At 55.9% G+C, this 22665-nt stretch carries 19 protein-coding genes; 9 read left to right on the top strand and 10 right to left on the bottom strand.

Annotated elements, in window-relative coordinates; translation table 11 throughout:
• Positions 1 to 42: 42 nt before the first annotated feature.
• Both ydgU and PZBJ_RS22220 read left to right on the top strand, forming a co-directional pair.
• Positions 43 to 123 (top strand): small membrane protein YdgU, encoded by an 81-nt coding sequence (gene ydgU, locus PZBJ_RS24555; protein ID WP_455843913.1) that lies wholly within the window; start codon positions 43 to 45, stop codon positions 121 to 123.
• Between the two features lie 116 nt (positions 124 to 239).
• The gene (locus tag PZBJ_RS22220) at positions 240 to 1046 is read left to right on the top strand and encodes a trypsin-like serine peptidase (RefSeq protein WP_101764313.1); all 807 of its coding nucleotides are present in this window, start codon (positions 240 to 242) and stop codon (positions 1044 to 1046) included.
• A gap of 155 nt (positions 1047 to 1201) precedes the next feature.
• Here PZBJ_RS22220 and hrpA read toward each other — a convergent pair whose 3' ends face one another.
• Positions 1202 to 5098 (bottom strand): ATP-dependent RNA helicase HrpA, encoded by a 3897-nt coding sequence (hrpA, locus tag PZBJ_RS22215; RefSeq protein ID WP_101764312.1) that lies wholly within the window; start codon positions 5096 to 5098, stop codon positions 1202 to 1204.
• A gap of 230 nt (positions 5099 to 5328) precedes the next feature.
• Here hrpA and PZBJ_RS22210 point away from each other — a divergent pair, with 230 nt between their 5' ends.
• From PZBJ_RS22210 to PZBJ_RS22200, 3 genes are all read left to right on the top strand, one after another.
• Positions 5329 to 5928, top strand: coding sequence for an FMN-dependent NADH-azoreductase (locus tag PZBJ_RS22210; protein WP_101764311.1), 600 nt, complete (start codon positions 5329 to 5331; stop codon positions 5926 to 5928).
• Between the two features lie 88 nt (positions 5929 to 6016).
• Positions 6017 to 6721, top strand: a complete 705-nt coding sequence (locus tag PZBJ_RS22205; protein ID WP_101764310.1) for a GNAT family N-acetyltransferase — start codon at positions 6017 to 6019, stop codon at positions 6719 to 6721.
• Positions 6722 to 6769: 48 nt separating this feature from the next.
• Positions 6770 to 7429 carry an NAD(P)H-binding protein gene (locus tag PZBJ_RS22200; RefSeq protein WP_101764309.1) on the top strand — a complete coding sequence of 220 codons (660 nt, stop codon included), beginning with the start codon at positions 6770 to 6772 and terminating at the stop codon, positions 7427 to 7429.
• A gap of 5 nt (positions 7430 to 7434) precedes the next feature.
• Here the strand turns inward: PZBJ_RS22200 and PZBJ_RS22195 are convergent, their stop codons facing one another.
• The 4 genes from PZBJ_RS22195 to PZBJ_RS22180 are packed head-to-tail and all read right to left on the bottom strand — an operon-like array spanning position 7435 to position 11919.
• Entirely contained in the window at positions 7435 to 8748 is a 1314-nt protein-coding gene (locus tag PZBJ_RS22195; protein ID WP_101764308.1) for an MFS transporter, read from the bottom strand.
• A 35-nt stretch (positions 8749 to 8783) separates the two neighbouring features.
• Positions 8784 to 9104 carry a YdbL family probable chaperone protein gene (locus PZBJ_RS22190; protein WP_101764307.1) on the bottom strand — a complete coding sequence of 107 codons (321 nt, stop codon included), beginning with the start codon at positions 9102 to 9104 and terminating at the stop codon, positions 8784 to 8786.
• 11 nt (positions 9105 to 9115) lie between these two features.
• Entirely contained in the window at positions 9116 to 9304 is a 189-nt protein-coding gene (locus tag PZBJ_RS22185; protein WP_008106429.1) for a YnbE family lipoprotein, read from the bottom strand.
• The gene (locus PZBJ_RS22180; RefSeq protein WP_101764306.1) at positions 9301 to 11919 is read right to left on the bottom strand and encodes a YdbH family protein; all 2619 of its coding nucleotides are present in this window, start codon (positions 11917 to 11919) and stop codon (positions 9301 to 9303) included. Before PZBJ_RS22180 ends, PZBJ_RS22185 begins: the two co-directional genes overlap by 4 nt.
• A gap of 171 nt (positions 11920 to 12090) precedes the next feature.
• On the opposite strand from PZBJ_RS22180, the gene PZBJ_RS22175 reads away from it, so the two are divergent.
• Complete coding sequence (locus tag PZBJ_RS22175; protein WP_101764305.1) at positions 12091 to 13083, top strand: 2-hydroxyacid dehydrogenase; 993 nt, start codon at positions 12091 to 12093, stop codon at positions 13081 to 13083.
• Between the two features lie 16 nt (positions 13084 to 13099).
• On the opposite strand, the gene PZBJ_RS22170 is transcribed toward PZBJ_RS22175, so the two are convergent.
• Positions 13100 to 13372, bottom strand: coding sequence for a putative hemolysin (locus tag PZBJ_RS22170; RefSeq protein ID WP_061718809.1), 273 nt, complete (start codon positions 13370 to 13372; stop codon positions 13100 to 13102).
• Positions 13373 to 13561: 189 nt separating this feature from the next.
• On the opposite strand from PZBJ_RS22170, the gene PZBJ_RS22165 reads away from it, so the two are divergent.
• Entirely contained in the window at positions 13562 to 14218 is a 657-nt protein-coding gene (locus PZBJ_RS22165) for an MgtC/SapB family protein (protein ID WP_061718808.1), read from the top strand.
• Positions 14219 to 14356: 138 nt separating this feature from the next.
• Positions 14357 to 17884: a pyruvate:ferredoxin (flavodoxin) oxidoreductase gene (gene nifJ / locus PZBJ_RS22160; protein ID WP_101764304.1), complete on the top strand. Its 3528-nt coding sequence runs from the start codon at positions 14357 to 14359 to the stop codon at positions 17882 to 17884.
• Between the two features lie 56 nt (positions 17885 to 17940).
• Here nifJ and PZBJ_RS22155 read toward each other — a convergent pair whose 3' ends face one another.
• A complete protein-coding gene (locus PZBJ_RS22155; RefSeq protein WP_008106442.1) occupies positions 17941 to 18141 on the bottom strand; it encodes a DUF2767 family protein in 201 nt (66 codons plus the stop codon).
• 282 nt (positions 18142 to 18423) lie between these two features.
• Here PZBJ_RS22155 and ttcA point away from each other — a divergent pair, with 282 nt between their 5' ends.
• On the top strand, positions 18424 to 19359 hold the full coding sequence (ttcA, locus tag PZBJ_RS22150) for a tRNA 2-thiocytidine(32) synthetase TtcA (RefSeq protein WP_101764303.1): 936 nt from the start codon (positions 18424 to 18426) through the stop codon (positions 19357 to 19359).
• Between the two features lie 50 nt (positions 19360 to 19409).
• Here ttcA and PZBJ_RS24260 read toward each other — a convergent pair whose 3' ends face one another.
• From PZBJ_RS24260 to PZBJ_RS22140, 3 genes are all read right to left on the bottom strand, one after another.
• Positions 19410 to 19556: a hypothetical protein gene (locus PZBJ_RS24260; RefSeq protein WP_167391210.1), complete on the bottom strand. Its 147-nt coding sequence runs from the start codon at positions 19554 to 19556 to the stop codon at positions 19410 to 19412.
• 255 nt (positions 19557 to 19811) lie between these two features.
• Entirely contained in the window at positions 19812 to 20795 is a 984-nt protein-coding gene (zntB, locus tag PZBJ_RS22145) for a zinc transporter ZntB (protein ID WP_101764302.1), read from the bottom strand.
• A 121-nt stretch (positions 20796 to 20916) separates the two neighbouring features.
• Complete coding sequence (locus PZBJ_RS22140; RefSeq protein WP_101764301.1) at positions 20917 to 22536, bottom strand: peptide ABC transporter substrate-binding protein; 1620 nt, start codon at positions 22534 to 22536, stop codon at positions 20917 to 20919.
• Positions 22537 to 22665 lie beyond the last annotated feature (129 nt).

Raw genomic sequence — 22665 nt, 5'->3', positions numbered from 1 at the left:
CACCCGGTTATGCCGGGTGTTTATTTACTGGAGTAGCGAAAAATGGTGCGTCGCTATCGCTTCGAAATTATTCTGATTGTGATGATCCTCTGTGGCATAGTTGCAGCCAGCTTTTTTATCTAGTCGTTGTAGCGTGCTGATTACTCCAATATTTCTCCCTTTTTCACCGCTCACCGACTATAGTTATCGCTCAAGCGTGATGACAACAACTTCTACTTATTCTCGCCATTGAGAGAACTATGCGCCTGGCTATCCTGTTACTCGTTGGTCTTTTCAGTTTTACCCACACAGCACATGCCGATGATGAAGATGGGCCAAGCCCGGAAGACATCAAAACGTTGTTCTTTGGCAAAGATCATCGCCAGGCGATTAGCGACGTGAGCGCCGCGCCCTGGGATGCCATCGGTCAGTTAGAGACCGAAAGCGGTAACCTCTGCACTGCCACCTTGATTTCTGCCCATCTGGCGTTGACCGCCGGACACTGTTTATTGGCTCCGCCCGGCAAGTTTGATAAGCCGGTGGCGCTGCGTTTTATGGCCACCGCGAAAGGTTGGCGCTACGAGATTCATGATATTGATGCGCGCGTTGAACCCTCTTTAGCGCGCCGGTTGCAGGCAGACGGCGAAGGCTGGATCGTGCCGCCGGGAGCCGCACCCTACGATTACGGACTGGTTATTTTGCATAATCCGCCCTCCGGCATTGTGCCGATTCCATTGTTTGAGGGTTCGCGTGGCGATTTAACCGCCGCATTGAAAACCACGCAACGTAAAGTGACGCAAGCCGGATATCCGGCCGATCATCTGGATACGCTCTATTCGCACAGCGATTGTTTAGTGACCGGTTGGGCACAGCGTGCAGTGTTGTCGCATCAGTGCGATACCTTGCCGGGCGACAGCGGTTCGCCGCTGCTGTTGAAGAACGGTGATGAGTGGCAGTTGATTGCGGTACAGAGTTCAGCACCCGCGCCGGCCGATCGTTACCGTGCCGATAACCGCGCGATTGCGGTGCCGTCCTTTAAAGATAAGCTGGAAGAGTTAGCCCAGTAATTCTGCGCTCTCAGGCAAAAAGGCGGGGCCGCTACGTAACGTCGTCGTGGCCCATCCCTGGGGCCGCTGCCCCGCCTTGCCGTTTTCTTCGCGAATTGTGCGATGTTAAAACCGCGCTGTTTCGTAGCGGCGCGATTTATCGCGCCATCCAACAATTAACTCAACTGCTCCATCGCCTGCAGAATACGCTTATCCGAAATTGGATAAGGCGTGCCCAGCTGCTGGGCGAAATAGCTAATTCGCAGCTCTTCCAGCATCCAGCGAATCGCCTGCACGTCGGCATCATCCTGACGCTGGGGCGGCAATTTATTCCGCCACGTCTGCCATGCTTGCTCCACCGCCTGCACTTTCAGCATACGCGCACGATCGCTGTGAGGATCGACCGGCAGCTTCTCAAGACGACGCTCAATACCTTGCAGATAGCGCAGCGTATCACCAAGACGCGACCAGCCATTGCCGGTGACGAAACCGCGATACACCAGGCCATTCATTTGCGCTTTGATATCGCCTAACGCCAGCGCCAGCGACATATCCACGCGTCCTTTAAGGAACTTGTTGATATTGAACACGCAGGTCAGGATCTGTTCGACCTGTTTAGCGATGGTGACCACGGTTTCATTCAAATCAGCACGCACTTTGTCGCGCAGCTGTTCGAAGTTTTCCTGTTGCCACGCCGGGCCGCCCGCCTCCGCCATCAGCTTATCCACGCCGCAGGCGATACAGTCATCGATCAGTTCCAGCACTTTGCCGTAGGGATTGAAGTACAAACCGAGTTTGGCTTTGTTCGGTAGCTTCTCGTGCAGATACTTGGTTGGCGACGGAATGTTGAGCAGCAGCAGGCGACGCTGACCGCGCCACATCATTTTCTGCTGTTCCACTTCGCTATCGAACAGGCGAATCGCCACGCTGTCCTTTTCATCCACCAGCGCCGGCCAGGCTTTGACCTGATAGCTGCCGCGCTTCTGCTCGTAGCTTTGCGGCAAATCGCCAAAGCTCCAGATGTGCAAACCGCTCTGTTCCAGGCCATCATCCGCCACTTTCGACAGCGTTTCCTGCACTTTGCCTTTCAGCAGCAGCCGCAGCTGATGCAGATTTTTGCCTTCCTGCAGCTTACGGTTGTGCTCGTCAACCACCCGGAAAGTCATTTTCAGGTGATCGGGCACCTGATCCCACTGCCAGGCTTCCCGGTTAATGGTTACGCCGGTCATGCGGCGAAATTCGCGTTCCAGCGCATCCAGCAACGGCAGTTCCATCGCCGTAACGCGGCCGAGAAACGCTTCGGCGTAGTTGGGCGCGGGTACCAGATTGCGGCGCACCGGCTTGGGCAGCGATTTGATCAGCGCGATAACCAGTTCGCGGCGCACGCCCGGAATTTGCCACTCAAAACCGGTCTCTTCGATTTGGTTCAGCAGCGGCAGCGGAATGTGCACCGTCACGCCATCGGCATCCGCGCCCGGTTCAAACTGATAGCTCAGTTTGAGTTTCAGGTCGCCTTGATGCCAGAAGTTGGGGTAATCGAGCTGGCTGACTTTGTCCGCGCCGTCTTTGATCAGCATTTGCTTATCAAAGCTCAGCAGATCCGGATTTTCTTTGCTGGCTTGCTTCCACCAGCTATCGAAATGGCGTGCAGACACCACGTCGCTGCCGATGCGGCGATCGTAGAAAGCGAACAGCGTTTCATCATCGACCAGAATGTCGCGTCGACGCGATTTGTGCTCCAGATCTTCAATTTCGTTGCGCAGTTTCAGGTTATTGCGGAAGAACGCGTGACGCGTCTGCCAATCGCCCTCCACCAGCGCATGACGGATAAACAGCTCGCGGCTCAGTTGCGGATCGATGCGGCTGTAATTAACCTTACGCGCCTGCACAATTGCCAGGCCGTAAAGCGTCACTTTTTCCGTCGCCATCACCGCGCCCTGTGCTTTTTCCCAGTGCGGTTCGCTGTAACTGCGTTTAATCAGATGCTGCGCCAGCGGTTCGATCCATTCCGGATCGATACGGGCGGCAACGCGGCCCCATAAACGGCTGGTTTCCACCAGTTCCGCCACCATGGTCCACTTCGGCGGCTTCTTAAACAGCCCGGAACCGGGGAAGATGGCGAAGCGCGCGTTGCGAGCGCCGGTAAACTCCTGCTTGTCGTTATCTTTCTGACCAATATGCGACAGCAAGCCGGTGAGCAAAGCGCAGTGCACTTCACGATACGGCGCGGGTTCGCTGTTGACCGGCATCCCCTGTTCCCGCACCACCTGACGCAGTTGCGTGTAGATATCCTGCCATTCACGCACGCGCAGATAGTTAAGGAACTCGGTTTTACACAAGCGGCGGAAGTGATTGCTGGAGAGCGCTTTTTGCTGCTCCTGCAGGTAATTCCACAAATTCACGAAGGCGAGGAAATCGGACTCTTTATCCTCAAAACGACGATGTTTTTCGTCAGATGCCTGCTTTTTATCCGAAGGACGCTCGCGCGGGTCCTGAATCGATAGCGCCGCGGTGATGATCATCGCTTCACGTACGCAGCCAAATTTTTGCGCTTCCAGCACCATGCGCGCCATACGCGGATCGACTGGCAACTGCGCGAGCTGGCGGCCCGAAGGCGTCAACTTGTAGGTTTCGTCTTCACTCAGCGTGATGGCGCCCAGCTCTTCCAGCAGGCGCACGCCATCCTGAATATTGCGCTTGTCCGGTGCTTCGACAAATGGGAAGGCAGCAATATCGCCCAGTCCCAGCGCGGTCATCTGCAGAATCACCGACGCGAGGTTAGTACGCAGAATTTCAGGATCGGTAAATTCCGGACGGCTGAGGAAATCATCCTCGGAATAGAGGCGAATACAGATACCTTCCGAAACGCGGCCGCAGCGCCCTTTTCGCTGATTAGCGGAAGCCTGCGAAATCGGCTCAATCGGCAAGCGCTGCACTTTAGTGCGGAAACTGTAGCGGCTGATACGTGCGGTGCCAGGATCGATAACATATTTGATGCCAGGCACGGTCAGCGAGGTTTCCGCCACGTTGGTCGCCAGCACGATGCGGCGTCCACTGTGCGACTGGAACACGCGGTTTTGCTCGGCGTTCGACAGGCGCGCATACAGCGGCAGAATCTCGGTGTGCGCAATATCGCGCTTCATCAGCGCATCGGCAGTATCGCGGATTTCGCGCTCGCCGCTCATAAAGATCAGGATATCGCCGCGGCTCTCTTGGCCCAGCTCATCGACCGCATCGAAAATCGCCTGCAGCTGATCGCGATCGGTGTCGTCAGCCTCTTCCACCATTGGGCGATAACGCACTTCGACCGGATACGTCCGGCCGGACACTTCAATCACCGGCGCATTGTGGAAATGGCGTGAGAAGCGCTGCGGATCGATGGTCGCTGACGTGATAATGACTTTTAAGTCGGGACGACGCGGCAACAGTTCGCGCAGATAGCCGAGCAGGAAATCGATGTTCAGACTGCGTTCGTGTGCTTCATCGATAATGATGGTGTCGTACTGCAGCAACAGGCGATCCTGCTGGATTTCTGCCAGCAGGATACCGTCGGTCATCAGCTTAACCTGGGTGGTTTCGCTCACCTGATCGTTAAAGCGCACCTTGTAACCGATGGTGCCGCCGAGCGAGGTTTCCAGCTCATCGGCAATGCGGTTGGCCACGGTGCGCGCCGCCAGACGACGCGGCTGAGTATGACCAATCAGCCCTTTAACCCCGCGCCCCAGCGCCAGGCAGATTTTCGGCAGCTGCGTGGTTTTACCCGATCCGGTTTCACCCGCAACGATCACCACCTGATGCTGACTGATCGCATCGGCAATGTCCTGCTGCTTCTGACTTACCGGCAGGTTGTCCGGGAAAGTGATGCGCGGTGTCGCCGCCGTGCGCTGCGCCAGGCGTTGCTCCGCCGCGACAAATTCCGGCTCCAGTTCAGCCACAATGCCCTGCTGCGCCGCAGGATTTTTCACCTTTGCAGCGCCCAGCAGTCGACGTCGCAGACGTTGACTGTCGCGCAGCGTCAGATTATCGAGCCGCGGCCAAAGGGAGGCTAAAGGTGAAGAGTCGGATGATGACATAGCGATGCGTACCTGTTGTTGCAGCGGGCAGATGATTTCCCGGCGGATTCAAGCAATTAATGGTCGGCATCATAACACAATTTGGAACACCTGCCTGAACGGGACGTGCGAGGTTATTCAATTATTTCGAACATTGATCTCGAAATATTGCGCTTTTACCTCGCGGGCTAACTCCGTACAGTGTAAAGCATTGAGCGGTAAGCCAACCGCGTAACGCACAGGAAAATACCATGAGCAAAGTTTTAGTTCTGAAATCAAGCATCCTCGCTGGTTACTCTCAGTCAAATCAACTGGCTGACTTCTACGCTGACGAAGCACGCGCTAAAGATGACTCGGTTACCGTACGTGATTTAGCCGCGCAGCCGATTCCGGTGCTGGATGGTGAGCTGGTTGGCGCGCTGCGCCCATCCGATGCCCCACTGTCACCACGTCAGCAGGAAGCGCTGTCTCTCTCCGATGAGCTGATTGCTGAACTGCAAGCCCATGACACCGTGGTTATTGCCGCACCCATGTACAACTTCAACATTCCAACTCAGTTGAAAAATTACTTCGATCTGATTGCCCGCGCTGGCGTGACCTTCCGTTACACCGAAGCAGGCCCGGAAGGTCTGGTGACCGGCAAACGTGCGGTGATCCTCTCCAGCCGTGGCGGCATCCATAAAGATACGGCCAGCGATCTGCTGACCCCATACGTGAAGCTGTTCCTCGGCTTCATCGGTATCACTAACGTGGAGTTCGTGTTCGCGGAAGGCATCGCTTATGGTCCAGAAGTGGCGACCAAAGCGGCTAACGATGCAAAAGACGCCATCAAACAAATTGTTGCTGCGTAATCATTTTTTTCGCATGATCAATGCCCGTCAGGCTTAACTGGCGGGCATTTTTTTTGCTGTTATTTTCAGCACAGCGAAAGGAGATGAAGTGACACAACACAATCAATATGGTCAGCCTATCGGTTTTGCGCTACCCGACTGGCAACCCGCAATCTTCCCGCCCGCTGCTATTCTCACTGGCCGCTTTTGCCATCTCACACCGCTTCAACTCAATCACGCGCCCGCTCTGTTTGCCGCCTTTTTGCTGGCACCCGACGATCGCGACTGGACCTGGCTTGGCGCATCGCAGCCGCAATCGTTAGCCGAGATGAACGATTGGATTGCTAACAAAATAGGTGACCGTGGATTGGTCAGTTATGCGGTGATCGATCAGGCTAATCAGCAAGCGGTTGGCGCGGTCTGTTTCGCCAATATCGACGTGCAGAACGGCGCGATTGAGATTGGCCATGTGACCTGGTCGCCGCTGATGCAGCGCAACGTATTGGGCTCTGAAGCGTTATATCTGCTGTTGCAGCAGGCCTTCGCGCTCGGTTATCGCCGCGTGGCGTGGCGTTGTGACTCCCTAAATCTGGCTTCCCGACGCGCCGCTGAACGCATCGGCTTTACCTTTGAAGGCCGCTTTCGTCAGGCAATGACGCGCAAACAGCGCAATCGCGATACCGATTGGTTATCAATCATTGATGGCGAATGGCCGCCGATTCAGCAGGCCTTAAGCCAATGGCTGGCGGTGGAGAATATGGATCAGCACGGACGCGAAAGGCAAAAGCTGCGCTGCTTTTTCCCCGCAGATTGACGTTGGCTATACTGACTCGCTGTTATCCACGCAATTTAAGAGGTACTCATGTCCAAGGTATTTATCATTGGCGGCGCAGGCAACATTGGCCGTCGTCTGGCATCACTGCTGGCCGCAAACGGGCACGTTGCGCGCCCGCTGTTTCGCAAAGCAGAACAGGAGCAGCCTTTGCGTGAACGGGGTGCGGAGCCGGTTAACGGCGATTTAACCGCGCTGGACGCAACATCGCTGGCCGCGCTGATGAAGGGCAGCGATGTGGTGGTCTTCACCGCCGGTGCCGGTGGCAAAGGCGGTGAAGAGATGACGAACGCCATTGATGGCAAAGGATTAACTACCGCAGTTGCTGCCGCGCAGCAGGCCGGCATCTCACGCTTTCTGCTGGTGTCGGCTTTCCCTGAAGCCGGCAGAAACAAAAACCTCTCCGCCAGCTTCGAAAATTACATGCGCGTGAAGAAAGCAGCCGATGTCGAGCTGGCGCAAAGCGATCTGGATTGGGTGATTTTACGCCCCGGCACGCTAACGGATGAGCAAGGCCAAGGCCGGGTGCGTGCTGGTTTGGCCATCCCGTATGGCGATATTCCTCGCGATGACGTGGCGGCAACGCTGGCTGAAATCATTGATCAACCGGCGGTCAGCCGGGTGATCATTGAGTTAACCGGCGGTGAAGTGCCGGTGCATGAAGCGGTTAAGCAACTGGCAACACGCTAGCGTCTTCAACCATCTGCTTCATCCAGCGAACGCAGATGGTCTTTTTTGTTTAGCGTCATCAGCGCCGGAATACTGATTGCAGCCGTGACCATGATGTACCAGGCGGGGATATCCAGATTCCCCGTTTGCTTAATCAGGGAGGTGATAATCAGTCCGGCACACCCCGAGAAAACTGCGTTAGAGAGTGAATAGGCCAGCCCCAGCCCGGTATAGCGGACGCGCGTGGGGAACATTTCAGCTAACATTGCCGGGCCCGGTCCTGCCAGCAATCCCACAATTCCACCCGCCACAAACACCACCAGCGCCTTGATCAACAGCGTTGAGGAATCGGCCTGCAACACTTTCAATAACGGTAATGCCAGCACCAGCAACAAACATGCCGCGATAACCATCACGCTGCGGCGTCCGATTTTATCGCTAAGCATGCCCGCTGGAATGATGGTGGCGGCAAAGCCAAGATTGGAGATCACCGCAATCAATAGCGCCTGGTTAAAGCCGGTGTGCAGCGAAGATTGCAGATAGGTTGGCATGATCACCAGATAGGTATAGCCCGCCGCTGACCACACCATCACGCGGCTGATTGCCAGCAAGATAATCCTGAGCGTCGCGCCAAAACTGGCGCTGACCGCCATTGGCTGATGCGCTTTTTGCGTTTGCTGCTGACGCACGAAGCTGGGCGTTTCTTCCATGCTATAGCGCAGCCACAGCGCCACCATCCCCATCGGCAAGGCGAGGAAGAAGGGAATGCGCCAGCCCCAACTGTGCATCTGATCCACACTCAACACCGCCGACAGCAACGCGACAATGCCAGCGCCCGCCAGCAGGCCCAACGCCACGGTGAATGATTGCCAGGCACCGTAACGTCCTCGCTGCCCTTTGGGGGCAAACTCTGTCATCAGTGACACCGCACCGCCGTATTCCCCCCCAGCAAACAAGCCCTGCAGAATACGCAGACCGGTAATGATCAGCGGCGCCGCCACGCCAATGCTGGCATAGGTGGGAATAATGCCGATCGCGGTCGTTACCAGCGTCATCATGATCAAGACAAAAATCAGCGTCGGCTTGCGCCCAATACGATCGCCCATGCGGCCAAAAAATATTGCGCCCAACGGACGGAAGAAAAAGGCGATGGCGAAGGAAGCGTAGGTCAAAATAATGCCGGTCAGCTCGGCTTCGCCTTGCAGGCGAAAGAAGTTCTGCGCGATCACCGTCGCGAGAAAGCCATAAACCGCAAACTCGTACCATTCAATGAAATTGCCCACTGAACCGGCGATTAAGGCGCGCTTCTGTGCATCCGTTGTCGTTTGAGGCATTGGCATTTTAAGCTCCCAAAAAGATTATCTGCGGATAAACCTTACTTACGCAGCCACTGCCCATTGATGCCGCGCACATACTCGCCGCTACCTGCGCGGTTCACCAGCTTTTCGCCGGCGATGCGCGCCACTTCGCTGGCAGTCAGGTTATTTTGCTGCGCCACGCGCTGATATTGCTGCAGGCGGCCATCGTTGATGCGCTTGACCAGCGCCAGCGTTTCTTCGTCCTGCTGACGCGCCGCCACATAGCCGCTGAGCGTTTCGCCCACGCGCCCCTGTTGACGCGCCTCATCCAGCGTGAGCGCCCAGGCAGACGGCATCAGCAGCAGCGCCGCAAGCAGCGCGATCCCCTTGCGTTTCATCATGCTTCTCCTCAAAACAGTCCGCTCTGATTCTTCAGCAGCGCTTCCACATCTTTATCCACCTTGATGTGAATCTCATGCTCAATTTTGACGTTCATATTGATGGTGATGGGCTCTTTCGGCGCCGCAACTTCAATGCGCGGCACGCAGCCAATCAGCGGCAGCCAGGCTGCCAGCACCAGTAATGCCCTGAGGCTCATGGTTGGGGATCCTTCTTCGAGGGTAAGGTGGCATTTTGCTCCACCCAGGATTGCAAATTATCGCCAAAGCGCAGGCTGCGCCACAGCTGGAACAAATTTTCCTGATGCCGGTAGTTCAGATTAACGGTCTGTCGGCGGTTACTGAACTGGCTAACGCCTTTCACTTCCGATTGCATGATTAGATTGCCGAAGTTATCCAGATCGATAGTGGCCCATGAACGCGAGATTTCCATGTAGCGCAGCCAATCCAGCGCCGCTCCGGCCGCAAAGTTATTGCTGACAATCGCGTCCGCCATATCTTTATCCAGCCGGAAGGTGAGCGGACCGCTGTTGGCGATCCAGCCCTTTTCAACCAGCCATTGCGGATTATTCACCCACAGCGGCAATTCGCCATTGACCTTGCCAGACATGGCAAACTGCTTGGGTTTGATCGCGCTGACCAGCTTGCTGAGATTGATCTCCTTCAGCGAGACGCGCGCCGCTTGATGCTGTGGCATGCGCAGTTCGGGCATGCTGACGTGTCCGCCTAACAGATCGAGATTGACGTTGCTGAGCGTTAACGGCTGGCGCTCCTGCCATGGATAGTGACCTTGCAAATCGGCGGTGATGTTTTGCAGCGAGAACTGATTTTTTACTTCGGCGATACGCAGTGAAACCGGGCCGCGCCGTCCAAGCTGCCATTGATGATCCTTCAGCCGGAACGGCAGCGAGAAATCGATGCCGTTGATTTCACTGTCCGGCATCCACAGGCTGCCGTTTTTCACCGTCCAGTGACCGCCCGCTTCAAAGCCCTGCTCGCTGGCCGCCGAGAATGCCACCTGCGCGCGCAGTTCACCCGATTGGATACGCATTTTTAAATCGCTGCTGAGCAGCGGCTGGAACACCGTCAAAGATTGCGCCGGCCACCAGGCTTCGCCGCGCAGACGTTCGCCGTCCCAGCGGCCATGCACGCGTACCGGGCCAATATCCTCCGCCGTCAGCTGACCGCGCCAGATAAACTGGCTGGGATCGCTGCCTTTGGCTTCAAAATTAAGTTCTGATGGCGGCAGCCAGCCGCCGTAGCTGAACTGGGTTTGACCGGATTTGAGCGTGAAGCCACCGTTAAACGCCGGATGCGAGGGATCGCGCTGCCAGCGCACCGGCGCATTGAGCGTCAGGCGCGGTTTAGCCACTTGCACCATGCCGTACGCCAGCTGATCGAAACCGGTATTCAGCGTGTCGAGGCTGATCAAAGTGTCCTGCCAGCTGCCGGTGCCCTTCACGTCCCATTTGGCGGTGAGCGGCTCGATCAGGCCGTCCCCCCAATAACGCCAGTTCCACACGCCGCTGTCGGGCCAGAAATCGCTGGCGCGGCCATCGAGATGCAATCTGAAACGACCAAAGCTGGGATCGTGTGCCTTAAGTATTGCCTGCAGGCGACCATTAATTCCGCTCGACGCCACCGTCACGCCCGCCAGCGGCCAGCGCGCTTCATCCACTTCCAGCGTTGAGAGCAAGCGACCGCGCAAACGCAGCAGCGCGCCTTGTTTCAGGGTCAATTGCGGATCGGTCAGCACGCCGTGCAGTAAGCCCGGCATGCTACCAAACAGCTGCAGATCGGCGAATTTGCTCTCGCCGGTCAACTGGAACGGCAAGGCGCTATCGACCATGCTCAGTTTGCCCGGGCCAACGCTTAATACCAGATTGCCTTTGCCGCCGCGCCCTTGCGTCAGCAAATTAAATCGCCCGCTGACCAGCGTGTTTTCCAGTCCTTGCTGCCAGTTTTCCAGCGTTAGCGCCATGCCACCTGATAGCGGCTGATCGGCCTGCGGCCAACGCCATTGACCTTGCGTAATACGAATCTGCCGCTCATCGACCTGCCACGGCAGCTGCAGCAGCGGCTGATCGTCATCCTGCTGTGTCACCGTCAGGGTGCCTTGCTGTTGCTGCCAGTTGAGCGCCAGCGCCAGCGGCTGCGGCCACTGCACAATATTGAGGTCAGCGCTGAGTTCGCCCGCTACCGGCAAGCCATCGGCAAAGGTTGGCAAGGTGACATCGCCATGCAGGTTGAGCGGTTTGGGCAGTAAAGGATGACTGAGCTGCAGCTGGGCAATCTGCAGCAGCTGGCCTTGCAAACGCGCATCCACACTCAGGTTGTCGCCCTGATAATGCAGCCGCTGCACATCGTTATTTAAGGTGAGATCGAAACGGCCGGCATATTGTTGCCACGGCAGAATGGTGATTTTTTGCAGGTGGACATCGGCGCCAGGCAACATTTTCTGCCAGTCAGCCAGGCTGCGCGGCGCACCGCTCGCTTCGCTGTGCGGCAGCGATTGCAGGCAGTCGCTATTGAGTTGGACTTCTCCCGCGCTAAGTTGCCAGCGCTTTTGCTGCCAGCCGAGCGCCGCATCGCTGACGTTTGCCAGTACACAATCGCCCGCCAAATAGCGCACCGCCGGGAAATGCAGCGCGCCTTGCTGCCAGCGCGGCGTGCCGTTGAGTTCCACTCGGGTGTTTTCAGGCAGCCAGATACCGGCCAGACGCGGCAACCATTGCGTGAGCGTCAGCAGCAATCCCAATAGCAGCAGTATCAGCGCCAGCAGCGCAGCAAGTGTTCGGCGAAGGCCACGCGTCATGGCAGTTAACGTTCCTGTTCTTTACACAATCCTGACGAGGAGCCAAATGATGGCATGTTACGTCCGGCAAATGAAGGTGTTAGCGACATAGTCTGGCTGAAGCACAGCAAAATGACGCGGAAAACGTTATCCTGTTGTGATACCGACGTTGCATTTTTCAGGAGCGAAACAATGAAAGTTGCGGTTTACAGCACCAAGCATTACGACCAAAAATACCTTGAACACGTCAACGACAGCTACGGATTTGAGCTGCAGTTTTTTGACTTCCTGCTGACACCGGCGACGGCAAAGAACGCCGCGGGCTGTGATGCGGTGTGTATTTTCGTCAACGATGATGCCAGCAAAGAGGTGCTTGAAGAGTTGGCGGCGCTGGGCGTGAAGCACGTTGCGCTGCGCTGTGCCGGTTTCAATAACGTCGATCTGGCGGCGGCGAAAGCGCTCGGCTTAAACGTGGTGCGCGTCCCGGCATATTCGCCAGAAGCGGTAGCGGAACATGCGGTTGGCCTGATGATGACGCTGAATCGTCGCATTCACCGCGCCTATCAACGCACGCGCGACGCAAACTTCTCGCTGGATGGCTTAACCGGTTTCAACATGCATAACAAAACCGCGGGCGTGGTCGGAACCGGCAAGATTGGTATCGCGGCGATGCGTATTCTCAAGGGATTTGGCATGCGCCTGTTAGCGTTCGATCCCTATCCAAGCCAGGCGGCGCTGGAGCTGGGCGCGGAATATGTCGATCTCAAAACGCTGTTCGCTGAAGCCGATGTGATTACGCTGCACTGTCCGCTTACGCCGGAAAACCACCATCTGCTCAACGCGCAGGCGTTCAGCCAAATGAAAGATGGCGTGATGATCATCAACACCAGCCGTGGCGGTTTGATTGATTCACAAGCGGCAATTGATGCGCTTAAGCAGCAGAAGATTGGTTCGCTGGGAATGGATGTGTATGAAAACGAGCGCGATCTGTTCTTTGAAGACAAATCGAATGACGTGATTCAGGATGATGTGTTCCGTCGTCTGTCGGCCTGTCACAACGTGCTGTTCACCGGCCATCAGGCTTTCCTGACCGCCGAAGCCTTGACGGCAATTTCAGAAACCACGCTCAGCAACTTGCAACAGCTGGAACGCGGCGAAATCAGCCCGAATCAGGTCACCGCCTAACCCTTCTGCGCCTGCCTTAGCGGGCGCAGCTTCCACCCATCAGCGCCTGTTCGTCACAGCGACGACCATTCGCCAACTGGCACATACCGATGCGTGAACCGTCTAACTGACGCGAAAACGCCAGCGATCCCCCGGCATTACTGCAATTCACTTCAGCCATTGATGACATCACAACGCGCGGTTGTACGTGGGCGGCAGTAGCTTGTTGCGGCGGTTCGTTGTCACTGTTACTGCTGCAGGCAGAAAGTAACAAGGTGGCGCCAGCCAGCAGGAAGAGAGCGGCTTTCATCGATGGGGCTCCGGGGATTGAGCGAAAAAGTCGCACCAGCATATGTCAGGTGCGCTGAGGGATCGATAGGCGACACAGCTTTTTACAAAATTTAATTTCATTGTTTGCAAGCAGAATTATCCTGTTTGAGACGTTTCCGCCCTTTTCGCCCGGCAGAGGGTTTGTTTTTCAATAACTAAGGAGAGAACGATGTTGACGGATATGCTTATCCGCATCGCGCTGGCTGGAATTCTCGGCGGACTGATTGGGCTAGAGCGGCAGCTGCGCGCCAAAGAGGCCGGTTTGCGCACCCATATCCTGGTCGGTATCGGTAGCGCGATGTTTATGCTGGTATCGAAATATGGCTTTGCCGATATGTTAGTCAGCGACCATGTAGCGCTCGATCCCAGCCGTATTGCGGCGCAGGTGGTGAGCGGCATGGGCTTCCTCGGCGCCGGTACCATCATCATTCAAAAGCAAGTGGTGAAAGGTCTCACCACCGCCGCCGGTTTATGGGTGACGGCGGCGATTGGTCTGGTGATCGGTAGCGGCATGTATGAAATCGGTATCTACGGCACCGTGCTGGCGCTGGTGGTGCTGGAGACGTTCCGTCGCATCAGTCACTGGCTGATTGGCCGTCACCATACGCTGCTGGTGCACCTCAAACCGAAAAGCGTGCCGCTGGTGCTGCTGGTGCTGCAACGCGAAAATGTGCGCTACGGTCACATCGCCGTAGTGAACCGTGATGAAGAGGTTGGTCTGTGCGAACTGAGCGTTGAGGTGACGTTGTCACGACGTACACCAATGCATAATATCTATGACAAAGTGATGGAAATCAAAGGCGTTCAATCGCTAGAGATGATGTAAAAATCATCAATGTTAGATTGCGGTGCGCTGCCATCTCGCTAGCACACAGATGAAAAAGTCGCGTCCAAGCCCTTTGCTAAACTGAACTGATAACCCCCGTAAAGTTTGCGGGTTTCTCAGCGTAGCAAAGGACGATTTATGATTACCGTCGACGGTAACGGTGCAGTGGCTTCAGTCGCCTTCCGCACCAGCGAAGTGATTGCCATTTATCCCATCACGCCCAGCTCAACCATGGCCGAGCTGGCGGATAGCTGGTCCGGCGAAGGCCGCCGTAATATCTGGGGCGATGTGCCGCGCGTGGTCGAGATGCAATCTGAAGGCGGCGCGATTGCCACGGTGCACGGCGCGCTGCAAACTGGCGCACTCTCAACCACGTTTACCTCTTCGCAGGGATTGCTGTTGATGATCCCGACGCTCTACAAACTGGCGGGCCAGCTGACGCCGTTTGTGCTGCACGTCGCGGCGCGGACCGTGGCGACGCACGCGCTGTCGATATTTGGCGATCACTCCGATGTTATGGCAGTACGACAAACCGGCTGCGCGCAGCTCTGCGCCTCCAGCGTGCAGGAAGCGCAGGATTTTGCCCTGATTGCACAAATCGCCTCACTGAATAGCCGCATCCCGTTTATCCACTTCTTCGATGGCTTCCGCACCTCGCACGAGATCAACAAGATCGTGCCGATCAGCGATGAAACCTTGCAGGCGCTGATGCCCGCCGAGGCAATTAACGCCCATCGCGCTCGTGCATTAACGCCGGATCGCCCAACGATTCGTGGCACATCCGCCAATCCTGATACCTATTTTCAGTCACGCGAAGCCACCAACCGCTGGTATGACGATTGCACCCAGCACGTTGAGGCTGCAATGACCGCGTTTGGCGAAAATACCGGCCGCCATTATCAGCCGTTTGAGTTTTATGGCCATCCGCAGGCCGAGCGCGTAATGGTGATGATGGGCTCCGGCTGCGGCACGGCTGAAGAGGCGATTGATGAGATGCTGCAGCGCGGCGAGAAAGTCGGGCTGGTGAAAGTGCGCCTCTATCGCCCGTTTTCGGCGGCGCATTTGCTGCAAAAGATCCCCGCTTCCGCCCAGCGGATTGCGGTGCTCGATCGCACCAAGGAGCCCGGCGCGCTCGGCGAACCGCTATTCCTGGATGTGATGACCGCGCTGGCTGAAGCTTACAGCCGTGGCGAGCGGGCGTCGCTGCCGAAGGTGATCGGCGGTCGCTATGGTTTGTCATCGAAAGAGTTCGCACCCGATGCGGTGCTGGCAGTGTTTCGTGCCTTGCTGCGCGAAACACCGCCAGCGCGTTTTACCGTCGGCATTTACGACGACGTCACCCATCTTTCGCTGCCGCTGGAAGCCAACATCGTGCCGAATCGCGCACGGCTTGAAGCGCTGTTTTATGGTTTGGGCAGCGACGGCAGCGTCAGCGCCAGTAAAAATAACCTGAAGATAATCGGTAACGCCACGCCGTGGCAGGTGCAGGGCTATTTCGTCTACGACTCGAAGAAAGCCGGCGGCCTGACGATTTCCCATCTGCGCGTCAGTGAATATCCGATTCAATCCGCCTATTTGATTCAGCAAGCCGATTTCATTGGCTGCCATCAGCTGCAGTTTATCGATAAGTATTCGATGCTCGATCAGCTTAAACCGGGCGGGATTTTTCTACTCAATACGCCCTACAGCGCTGAGGAAGTGTGGCCGCGCCTGCCGCAGGAAGTGCAGAGCCAGCTCAACGATAAACAGGCGCGATTTTATGTGATCAACGCTGCGCGTATCGCGCGCGAATGCCAGCTGGGCGCACGCATCAACACCGTGATGCAGATGGCCTTTTTCCAGCTGACCCAGATTTTGCCGGGCGATAGCGCGTTAACTGAACTGCAAAACGCCATTGCGCGCAGCTACAGCAGCAAAGGCGAAGAGCTTGTGCAGCGAAACTGGCAAGCGCTGGCGATGGCACAACAAGCGCTACAGACGGTGCCGCTGCAACCGGTAGACGATCGCAGTCCGCATCGCCCGCCGGTGGTATCCGATAGCGCGCCGGATTTCGTCAAAACCGTCACCGCAGCGATGCTGGCCGGCCTTGGCGATAAACTGCCGGTTTCGGCGCTGCCGCCTGATGGAACCTGGCCAGTTGGCACCACGCAATGGGAAAAGCGCAATATCGCCGAAGCCGTGCCGATCTGGCAGCCCGAACTCTGTACGCAGTGCAACCATTGCGTCGCCGCCTGCCCGCACTCGGCGATTCGCGCCAAAGTGGTTGATCCTGCAGCACTGGAAGATGCGCCAGCTTCGCTCGCTTCACTGGATGTTAAATCGCGCGATATGCGCGGACAGAAATACGTGCTGCAGGTGGCGCCTGAAGATTGCACCGGCTGCAATCTGTGTGTGGAAGTCTGTCCGGCCAGCGACCGCCAGCATCCAGAAATCAAAGCCATCAACATGAAATCACGCCTGGAGCTTGTTGAGACGGAAAAGGTCAATTACGCTGCCTTCCTCGCGCTGCCGGAGATCACCGCCGAGCAGCTGGAACGTATTGATATCCGCACCTCGCAGCTGATTACGCCGCTGTTTGAATATTCCGGTGCCTGCTCGGGCTGCGGGGAAACGCCCTATATCAAACTGCTGACGCAGCTGTATGGCGATCGCCTGCTGATTGCCAATGCCACCGGCTGCTCCTCCATTTATGGCGGTAATCTGCCTTCCACGCCTTACACCACCAATGCTGAAGGTCGCGGTCCGGCGTGGGCAAATTCGCTGTTTGAAGATAATGCCGAATTTGGTCTGGGCTTCCGCTTGAGCGTCGACCAGCAGAAACAGCGCGCGCTGAGATTACTGGATCAATGCGCTGCGCAGCTACCGGCGGCATTGGTTGACGCATTAAAAGGTGACAACGTCACCATCTCGCAACGACGCGAGCAGATTACACAGCTGCGCGCCCTACTAGCGGCTTCACCGCAGCCTGAAGCCAAAGCGTTAAACGAAGCAGCGGATGCGCTGGTGGCGAAATCGGTCTGGCTGATTGGTGGCGATGGTTGGGCGTACGACATTGGCTACGGCGGCCTCGATCACGTGATGAGCCTGAGCGAAAACGTCAACGTGCTGGTGCTGGATACGCAGTGTTACTCCAATACCGGTGGCCAGGCATCAAAAGCGACGCCGCTCGGCGCGGTGACCAAGTTTGGCGAACAGGGGAAACGCAAGGCGCGTAAGGATCTCGGCATGTCGACGCTGCTGTATGGGCATGTGTATGTGGCGCAGATTTCGCTGGGCGCGCAGCTCAATCAAACCGTGAAAGCGATTCAGGAAGCGGAAGCCTGGCCGGGACCCTCGCTGATCATCGCTTACAGCCCGTGTGAAGAGCATGGCTACGATCTGGCTTATAGCCACGAACAGATGCGCCTGCTGACCACCAGCGGTTTCTGGCCGCTTTATCGTTTTGATCCTCGACGCGCCGAGCAAGGTAAAGCCGCGCTGGCGCTGGATTCGCGTCCGCCGACCTCGGAACTCGAACAAGCATTAATGAACGAGCAGCGTTTCCGCCAATTGCAAACTCAGCGGCCAGAAGAAGCGTCGCAGCTGTGGCGTGATGCAACGGAAGCCGCCAGTCAGCGTTATCAGCGGCTGGCCGAGTTAGCCGGGAAAACCGAGAAAAGCGAGTAGATGAAAAAGCCCGGCGCGATTGCCGGGCGTTTCTTTGCTGGGTTAATGTTGATGGATTAACACGGCTTGAGCTGAACGATGGCCATCTCTACGGCCCGATTCGGTGAACCGGTGAGTTCACGATAGCGCAACTGTAGATTGCGCAACTCGCTGGCTAACACCTCTTTTTCGGTTGCTGCGCCACGCTGTGCCAGCTCCAGATAACATTGCCCCACCAGCCGACATGCCTCTTCAAAAACCATATCGTACGTTTGCATTTGCCGCTCCTCACCTAAAGAAAGTAAAAAAAGCACTTCGGCCATCCTGTCAGGCCCAGATGAGGTAAATATTTGCCCAGATCAATAAATAGCCAGATTGTTCTGACAAAGTGTGCGCCTTTGTCTCAAGCGCAATGAGTTATCATCAGAAAAGAGATCACTTCAGGCTAGCATTCGCGCCCGCAATCCGTACCATACGCAGTCATGTTTATAGGGTTTATTACCGTTGAAGATTGCTTCAGCCGCTAACGGCCCTCGCCTTCACTCTCAAGCGTGAAAATAATGTCAGAAAATCAAGAAGTAACAAAAAAAGAGCAGTACAACCTCAACAAACTGCAGAAGCGTTTGCGTCGCAACGTTGGCGAAGCCATTGCTGACTTCAACATGATTGAAGAAGGCGATCGCATCATGGTTTGTCTGTCTGGTGGTAAAGACAGCTACACCATGCTGGAGATCCTGCGTAATTTGCAGCAGAGCGCGCCGGTGAACTTCTCGCTGGTGGCGGTGAATCTCGACCAGAAACAGCCCGGTTTCCCGGAGCATATTTTGCCGGCCTATCTGGAACAACAGGGCGTTGAGTATCACATCGTTAACGAAGACACTTATTCCATCGTTAAAGATAAGATTCCTGAAGGCAAAACTACCTGCTCGCTCTGTTCGCGTTTGCGCCGGGGGATTCTGTATCGCACCGCCACCGAGTTGGGTTGTAGCAAAATCGCCTTAGGTCATCATCGCGACGATATTCTGCAGACCATGTTCCTCAACATGTTCTACGGCGGCAAGATGAAAGGCATGCCACCAAAACTGATGAGCGATGACGGTAAACATATCGTGATTCGTCCGCTGGCATACTGCCGCGAGAAAGACATCATTCGTTTTGCGGAAGCGCGCCAGTTCCCGATCATTCCGTGCAACCTATGCGGTTCGCAGCCGAATCTGCAACGTCAGGTGGTTGCCGATATGCTGCGTGACTGGGATAAACGTTATCCGGGCCGTATCGAAACCATGTTTACCGCGATGCAGAATGTGGTGCCATCACACATGGCCGACATTAATTTGTTCGATTTCAAAGGCATCAAACACGGTGATGCCGTGGTGGATGGCGGTGATTTGGCGTTTGATCGCGAAAGCTTGCCGGTGCAGCCCGCGGGCTGGCAGCCAGAAGAGGATGATGCGCCGAATCTCAGCGTACGTCTTGATGTGCTGGAAATTAAGTAATCGGTTTTGCTGTGAAAAAGGCGCGTCGCTTCGGCTACGCGCCTTTTTTATTAACGGTGCGGCGGAGGATCCTGGATCGGTGGGAATTCGGGATCGTGCGGTGGCTGTGCGGGTGGTATCGGCTGCGGTTGTGGAATCGGTTCGGGAATCGGTGGTGGATCGGTAGGAATCGGTTCGCTGGCAATGATCTCTTGCATGCCCTTCTCCTTGTCGCTGAATGTCCTTTAAGCATAGGAAAGGTTGGCCGAGCAAGCCAGGCGGACAAAAAAAAGCCGGCGGATAAGCCGGCGTCGTACGAATCAAATGTGCTATGCAGTAATTCAAAAAAGGAAGTAAGACAATATGGAGCGCAACGCCCATCGCTTGACGTTGCATTCACCTGCGGGGAAGAGTTTGCCCCGATTGCGCTGGCGGGATATTGATATCGATCAGGTTTAATCCGCTTTTCTGCCTTACAACCATTTCCGCCGTTTCAGCCATATTGCCACGCCGCCAACCATCACCAATAGCAGCACGCAGAAAGCGGTAAAGCCCAGCACCCAATTGCCGCCCGGAATGCCGCCGAGGTTGACGCCGAATAAGCCGGTAAGGAACGTGGCCGGTAAAAAAATCATCGCCATCAACGACATGGTATAAGTGCGGCGGTTCATCGATTCCGCAAGTATTGACGCCACTTCATCCGCCAGAATCGAAGTACGCGCCACGCCGGCATTGAGATCGTCCAATCCGCGACCTAAGCGATCGGCAACTTCTTGCATACGGCGACGATCGTCGTCGTTCATCCACGCCATCTTCTCGATAGCCAGCCGCGCATAGACATCGCGCTGTGGTGCCATATAACGACGCATCACAATCAGCTGCTTACGCAGCAGCGCCAAATCGCCGCGCGCTGGTACTTCCTGATTCATCAGCGCATCTTCCAGCTCGATAATTTTATCGTGCATCTCTTCGATAAATTCGCTGGCGTGATCGGTTAACGCATCGCACACATCCACCAGCCAGCTGCCGCCGTCAACAGGACCGTTACCTTGTTGTAGATCGGTCAGCACGGCATCAATGGCGTACACTTTGCGCCGGCGCGTCGAGACAATCAGCTTATCGTTGATAAATACGCGCATCGCCACCAGCTGATCGGGACGTGAATCGGCGTTATGGTTCACGCTGCGCAGCACAATCATGAAGCCGTCACCGAGCCGCGTCACGCGCGGCCGCATGCTGTCGCCCGCCAGCGCATCACGCACCGAATCGGGGATCAGCGGCGTGTTTTGCAGCCATTCCGCACTTTGCCGTTGGGTGTAATTGAGGTGCAACCAGCAGGGACGTTCGCAGTTGATGACGTCTTTATCTTCGATGGGAATCATGCCGCCTGCGCCATCCAACTGACAGGACACAATGGCATCGGATACTTGTAACGCTTTTCCTTCAATGACGTTCACGAACTCGCCTCACTATCAAAATCAATACGATACAGTCTAGCGTGGCGCAGACCAGTTGCAATCATCAGGCTGTGAGCAAAGATGACAGGCGGTGACAATCACCGCCTGCGGATGTGCGGGGTTAATGCTTCTCAATCCACAGCTCGCGGCTGTACGCCACGTCTTCAGGATTGGTGATCGGATAACCTTTCACCCACGGCTTGATTAAGCGGCCGTTGGTGTATTGGTAGATCGGCGCGATCGGCGCCTGATCGGCGATGATCTGCTCGGCTTTGTTGTAATCGGTGTTACGCGCCGCCACGCTGGTTTCAGTGCTGGCTTTGGTGATCACCGCATCGTAATCCGCACTGCGGAAGCGCGCGATATTGCCGGTGTGGGTCGAGGTCAGCAGACTGAGGAAGGTTGAAGGCTCATTATAATCGCCGATCCATGACGCGCGGATCACATCGAAACTGCCGCTATTACGGCTGTCGATATAGGTTTTCCACTCCTGATTTTGCAAGGTGACATCCACGCCAAGATTCTTCTTCCACATTGAAGCCACCGCGATAGCAATTTTCTGATGGCTTTCCGAGGTGTTGTAGAGCAGCGTCAAATGCAGCGGTTTGCCCGGTCCATAACCTGCCGCTGTCAGCAATGCTTTGGCCTGCGCGTTCAGCTCCTGCTGGCTATGTTGCTGCAGATAGCTCTTCATCGGGGTGAAACCGGCGGTAACGTCCGGCGTGAAGTGCCAGGCCGGTTTCTCGCCGGTGCCCAATACTTTCTCCGCAATGATGCGACGATCGATGCTCCACGACAGCGCCTCGCGCACGCGTACATCAGCGGTTGGCCCTTTCTCGGTATTGAACGCGTAGTAATAGGTGCCAAGCTGATCCGGCGTATACACCTGACCAGGCAACTCTTTTTTCAGCAGCGCGTACATGTTTTTCGGGAAGGATTCGGTGATATCGATATCGTTGGCACGATAGCGTTTGGTAGCACTGGATTCTTCATTAATCGGAATAAACGTGACTTTCGTCAGCACCGATTTTTGGTCATCCCAATAGTTAGCGTTGCGCACCAATACAATTTTTTCGTTCACCACGCGATCCTGCAGCTGATAAGCGCCATTGCCCACCAGCTTGCCCGGTGATGTCCAGCTGTCGCCCTCTTTTTCAATCACTTGCTTCGATACTGGATACATCGCGGCGTTGGCGACCATGCTCGGGAACCACGGTACAGGACGTGACAATGTCACCTTAAGGTGAGTCGCATCGGTTGCCGTCACGCCCAGCTTATCGGCGCTCATCTGTCCTTTGGTGATTGCTTCGGCGTTTTCAATGCCGCTCAAGGCGGCGAACCAGGCAAACGGCGAACTGTTCTTCGGCTCAACTAAACGTTGCCAGCTGTAGACAAAATCCTGCGCGGTAACCGGCTCACCATTTGACCAGCGCGCATCTTTGCGCAGGGTAAACATCCAGGTTTTGTTGTCGTTGCTGCTCCAGCTTAGCGCCACGCCCGGCACGATTTTTCCGTGGGCGTCCTGATTGGTCAGCCCTTCAAACAGATCGCGCATCACCTGAATTTCTGGCAAGCCAACCGCCTTCATCGGATCGAGTGAAGCGGGTTCATCTTTAATATGGCGAACAATTTCCTGGGTGCTGGCCAGCTGTGCGCCCGACGGCACGTTGGCGGCGAATGCGGGTGAGACAGCACTGGCTACAATTAAGGCAGTCAGCGTTTTGCGGAACGTTAGTTTCATCACCACTCCTTTACGCGAAAAAAATGGCGACCGCGAAGAGATTGTGTCGCCAGCAACTTTTGGCACTTTATCGCAAATTGCTGATTGATATATAGCTATTTCCCCGCAGGCTATTTACCGTTATGTTGA

The organism is Pantoea endophytica (assembly GCF_002858935.1).
In the GTDB taxonomy this organism is placed as follows: Bacteria; Pseudomonadota; Gammaproteobacteria; order Enterobacterales; family Enterobacteriaceae; genus Pantoea; species Pantoea leporis.
This window is presented reverse-complemented; position numbering and strand designations above follow the sequence as displayed.

Coding starts and splice junctions, on each gene's coding strand:
- ydgU (WP_455843913.1), top strand. CDS start 43: ATGGTGCGTCGCTATCGCTTCGAAATTATTCTGATTGTGATGATCCTC.
- PZBJ_RS22220 (WP_101764313.1), top strand. CDS start 240: ATGCGCCTGGCTATCCTGTTACTCGTTGGTCTTTTCAGTTTTACCCAC.
- hrpA (WP_101764312.1), bottom strand. CDS start 5,098: ATGTCATCATCCGACTCTTCACCTTTAGCCTCCCTTTGGCCGCGGCTC.
- PZBJ_RS22210 (WP_101764311.1), top strand. CDS start 5,329: ATGAGCAAAGTTTTAGTTCTGAAATCAAGCATCCTCGCTGGTTACTCT.
- PZBJ_RS22200 (WP_101764309.1), top strand. CDS start 6,770: ATGTCCAAGGTATTTATCATTGGCGGCGCAGGCAACATTGGCCGTCGT.
- PZBJ_RS22195 (WP_101764308.1), bottom strand. CDS start 8,748: ATGCCAATGCCTCAAACGACAACGGATGCACAGAAGCGCGCCTTAATC.
- PZBJ_RS22190 (WP_101764307.1), bottom strand. CDS start 9,104: ATGAAACGCAAGGGGATCGCGCTGCTTGCGGCGCTGCTGCTGATGCCG.
- PZBJ_RS22185 (WP_008106429.1), bottom strand. CDS start 9,304: ATGAGCCTCAGGGCATTACTGGTGCTGGCAGCCTGGCTGCCGCTGATT.
- PZBJ_RS22180 (WP_101764306.1), bottom strand. CDS start 11,919: ATGACGCGTGGCCTTCGCCGAACACTTGCTGCGCTGCTGGCGCTGATA.
- PZBJ_RS22175 (WP_101764305.1), top strand. CDS start 12,091: ATGAAAGTTGCGGTTTACAGCACCAAGCATTACGACCAAAAATACCTT.
- PZBJ_RS22170 (WP_061718809.1), bottom strand. CDS start 13,372: ATGAAAGCCGCTCTCTTCCTGCTGGCTGGCGCCACCTTGTTACTTTCT.
- PZBJ_RS22165 (WP_061718808.1), top strand. CDS start 13,562: ATGTTGACGGATATGCTTATCCGCATCGCGCTGGCTGGAATTCTCGGC.
- nifJ (WP_101764304.1), top strand. CDS start 14,357: ATGATTACCGTCGACGGTAACGGTGCAGTGGCTTCAGTCGCCTTCCGC.
- PZBJ_RS22155 (WP_008106442.1), bottom strand. CDS start 18,141: ATGCAAACGTACGATATGGTTTTTGAAGAGGCATGTCGGCTGGTGGGG.
- ttcA (WP_101764303.1), top strand. CDS start 18,424: ATGTCAGAAAATCAAGAAGTAACAAAAAAAGAGCAGTACAACCTCAAC.
- PZBJ_RS24260 (WP_167391210.1), bottom strand. CDS start 19,556: ATGCAAGAGATCATTGCCAGCGAACCGATTCCTACCGATCCACCACCG.
- PZBJ_RS22140 (WP_101764301.1), bottom strand. CDS start 22,536: ATGAAACTAACGTTCCGCAAAACGCTGACTGCCTTAATTGTAGCCAGT.